This window comes from Gemmiger formicilis, from assembly GCF_016901605.1.
Taxonomy (GTDB): Bacteria; Bacillota; Clostridia; order Oscillospirales; family Ruminococcaceae; genus Gemmiger; species Gemmiger formicilis_B.
On sequence record NZ_JACJKP010000291.1, the window covers coordinates 1 to 1,804 of the forward strand.

A 1,804-nucleotide genomic window follows, 5' to 3' on the forward strand; every position below is an offset into this window, starting at 1 on the left:
GGCGACGGCGTGGCCGCCCTGGCCGCCGGGCACCGGGCCATTCTGGATGCTTCCGACCCCGACGCAGCCACTTTCGTGATTGAGCCGGACGGCGCCCATGTGGCGCAGGCCGACTGTAAAATTGCCGAAAGCCGCCTGCACGGACGCACACCGGACCCTGTGGCTGCGCTGCCCTGCCTGACCAAAGACGGAACCGCCTTCCGTTTACTGGCTGCTACCAACTCTACTTCGGCTCCGGACGAACTGCTGCCCCAGGGTGCCGCCGGGATCGGCCTGCTGCGTTCCGAGTCTGTCATTCTGGATGATCTTCCGGAAGAATCCCAGTTTGCACGGCTTCGGGAAAAGCTGGAATCTTCCGACGGGGCTATGATTGCGGTACGTACCTGCGACACCCATGCCGACGATGATTCCCCCTGGACAGCCGAGATGACCAAACGCCTGCAAGGACACCGCCTGTTCTGGCCGCAGATCAAAGCCTTGCTGCGCGCCGCCCCCTACGGCGACCTGCGGGTACTCTTCCCCATGATTGCCGGGGTTGAAGACTGGGAAGCCTGCTTACAGGAAGTGGAAACCTGCCGCGACGAACTGCGTATCGCCGGTAAGGATACCACCCCGCCGCCTTTTGGCGTGATCGTGGATATGCCTTCCGCTGCGTTGCTGGCCGGCGAATTGATCGAACACGGTGCCCAGATGCTGGTGATCGACATTGAAGATCTGACCCGGTATACGCTGGGACTTGGTTCGGATTCCACCGCAGCGGCAAGTCGTGTAGATAACCCTGCGGTGCAGCGTCTTGTAAAGGAAGTGCTGCAGCAGGCGTTGGCCCATGGCGTGGAAGTATATTTGTGCGGCATTACCATTGAGAGTATTTCCCTGATTCCCGTCTATCTGCGTTTGGGTGTGCGTACATTCAGCGTGGAACCCGCCGCCCTCCTGCCGTTGAAAAAACTGCTTATGAACGAAGATCTGAGCAGCCTGACCGAATTGTAAAGTACAAAAAGAACCGCCTGTTTTTACAGGCGGTTCTTTTGTTTGTTTATTGCGAATCTGAAGACGCGGTGCTGTCCGAGGCTGCTTCGCTTTCACTCTCCGAGGAACCGGTGGTGGCCACAAGCGTATCATCCCGTTCGCCCGCAATAAATACACTGACGATGGTCTTCCCGGCATCGAATTTCGTACCGGCCAGCACATCGGTTTTGGCCACACAGCCTTCCGCCATGGTACCGTCGTTTTCGATGATCTGCATCTTGTACTGGATTCCCCGTTCGTCCAGTTGTTTACTGGCATTCGACTGGGTAAATCCAATGATATCCGGCATTTCCACCAGATTGGGACCTTTGCTGACCACGATCTGGATGATCTCGTTGTCCTCTGTTTTAGGGGTGCCGGCAATGGGGTCCTGGCTGATGACAATACCGGCCGGAATCTCGGAGCTGTTTTCTTCCGTCATCACAATGCGATATCCGGTATACAGTTCATTATCCTTGATTTCGCTGGCATAACGCTTTCCCACCAGATCGGGAATCGTTTCGGCCAAATCTTCCGAAGAAGCTGTGCTGCTCCCTTCCGACGTAGTTTCGCTGACAGCAGACTGTGCAGTATGCGAAGTTTGGGTGCTCTGTCCGTCACCGGTACTCAGCAGGCTCCAGATCAGCAGGATTGCCAGCACCACAATCACGATCAGCGAAACGCCCATAATTTTACGGGTACTGATCTGGTTGTCTCCGCGCTCGAACATGGCGTTGGCCACATTCGGGTCCGTCAGCGCACTCATCAGTTCCGGTACCGTCTGCATACGGCGGGC

Annotated in this window: 2 protein-coding genes; one reads left to right on the forward strand and one right to left on the reverse strand. The window is 56.8% G+C overall.

Features of this window, described 5'->3' with window-relative positions; genetic code table 11:
• A partial coding sequence (locus H6B10_RS14275) for a putative PEP-binding protein (RefSeq protein ID WP_345941854.1) occupies positions 1–990 on the forward strand: 990 nt, incomplete at its 5' end.
• A gap of 46 nt (positions 991–1,036) precedes the next feature.
• On the opposite strand, the gene H6B10_RS14280 is transcribed toward H6B10_RS14275, so the two are convergent.
• Positions 1,037–1,804, reverse strand: a 768-nt coding sequence (locus tag H6B10_RS14280; protein ID WP_204652209.1) for a PASTA domain-containing protein, incomplete at its 5' end; no start/stop codon positions are given.